This window comes from Alteromonas sp. MMG017, assembly GCF_018100795.1.
Lineage (GTDB): Bacteria > Pseudomonadota > Gammaproteobacteria > Enterobacterales > Alteromonadaceae > Alteromonas.
Genome location: NZ_JAGJDY010000030.1, coordinates 1 through 1,537, shown reverse-complemented (window position 1 = coordinate 1,537; position 1,537 = coordinate 1). Strand labels below are relative to the sequence as shown.

General features: G+C 39.1%; 3 protein-coding genes. All 3 read left to right on the top strand.

Annotation, left to right across the window (positions count from 1 at the left end):
• Positions 1–530, top strand: a 530-nt coding sequence (locus tag J8L84_RS20035) for a hypothetical protein (RefSeq protein WP_211072245.1), incomplete at its 5' end; no start/stop codon positions are given.
• Between the two features lie 107 nt (positions 531–637).
• The gene (locus J8L84_RS20030; protein WP_211072244.1) at positions 638–1,036 is read left to right on the top strand and encodes a hypothetical protein; all 399 of its coding nucleotides are present in this window, start codon (positions 638–640) and stop codon (positions 1,034–1,036) included.
• Positions 1,037–1,105: 69 nt separating this feature from the next.
• Entirely contained in the window at positions 1,106–1,369 is a 264-nt protein-coding gene (locus J8L84_RS20025) for a hypothetical protein (RefSeq protein ID WP_211072243.1), read from the top strand.
• The last annotated feature ends 168 nt before the right edge of the window (positions 1,370–1,537 follow it).

The following is a 1,537-nucleotide window of genomic DNA, read 5'->3' as shown; positions in this document are numbered from 1 at the left end:
GGCCTATTTTGATGAAGTCAGTGACGATCATTTTATTTTCTCTATTTCTTGGCTCATGTTCAATGAGAGACGATTATCCTAGTGAGTGGGGGACTCTGCTTTCTGACTGTTCAGACGAAACCATATTGGTGAGCAACAAGGGTTTACGCTCTTCTGAGTATGGAGATGATAAGTTATCAGCAATGCTCGTCCCCGATGCTCAATATAGTCATCTCGCAGATCAGTTAAGAGTATCGATTGTCGCTTCCGCAAGCACTATAAGCATTGATTTACTTTTAGATTCCGAAATAGTTGAAACACTTAGTATAAATACATCCGAATTCAAAGGGTGTGAAAATGGTGGTTTTGTTGTAGCTCGCAGTTCAGTTGTTAACAGCGGCGGTGCCATAGCAAAAGAATGGTGGGAGTTTACATTATACTTCAAATCAGACTCATTGATTGTGTCAAAGAAAAAGGGGGCTATTGGAACACTGTTCTTTGTTCCAATAGCAGGCACAGAAACTCAGTGGCTTCGTTTTGACAAGGCCTAACAAACGCATAAACATGCTCACTTCGTTCGCTGGGACACTAACACGGCGCGCCTTCGGCTATTATGCGCGCCATGTTAGTGCCCGTTATGCGAGGTGTTAGTTTTCGTATGGTGAATAGTACTTTTTTCAAAACGATATTAGTTATTGAGTTCGCATTTGCATTTTGGTTACCGGTCGTCGCTTTAGGAATGGGCCTTTTCGGTACGCCGATCGCACTTGTTAATATTTTTAGTGGTTTGTTTGAATGGTACTTTGTTCCACTTATGACAGTAGGAGGCGCACTTGGTTTTTGGGGAGTCTGCCAACTGCTAGCTAAGTCATTGGACACTGAAATTAAATTGGCTGCGAAAAGGAGGTTGATAATTTATTTAGTCTGCGGAGCATTTGCTCTATTGCCGGTTCCTTTTTTATTTTTCGACTCAGTAGCGCTTTCTATTTTTGCGGTTGTGCCATACTTTGTTACAGCCCATTTGATTTACATAAATCGAGGTTATTTTGCAAACTAACAAATGCATCAAGCGGATTTTGGCAAGAGCGGCCAAAACCGCTTATGCAAGGTGTTATGTTGATCATCTATGACTGAGCAAGGTTTTCTAAAAAGGTTAGAATCTAGCAAGACCAATATACTTTCATTTATTCAAGGTACTAATGAGGTTGTGGTTAGTATTTGGAAATATGAAAATAAGTATGTTTTAACATGGGAGGTTTATCCTAAGGGGATGTTTCATGATGAATCTACCTATTTAAAAGATGATATTCATAACTTTGATTGCTCAAGAACACTTATAAATTTTATTAAAACTAATGGCTTTGACTTGTCAAAATTTACACCTGCGTAAATCAACATAACAAGCTAATTAACAGGACAAATTACAGTTGGTTTTTGCTCCTGCGTCGCTTATTTTAACCAACTATAATTTGCCCATTATTAGGGCGTTATGTGCAGGACTTACCCAAACTTAGTGGACATCACCTATAGTTAGATAAGAGGTGACTTATGGCTAATT

Excerpts from the sequence above, each read along its gene's own strand:
- J8L84_RS20030 (WP_211072244.1), top strand. The coding sequence starts at position 638 with ATGGTGAATAGTACTTTTTTCAAAACGATATTAGTTATTGAGTTCGCA.
- J8L84_RS20025 (WP_211072243.1), top strand. The coding sequence starts at position 1,106 with ATGACTGAGCAAGGTTTTCTAAAAAGGTTAGAATCTAGCAAGACCAAT.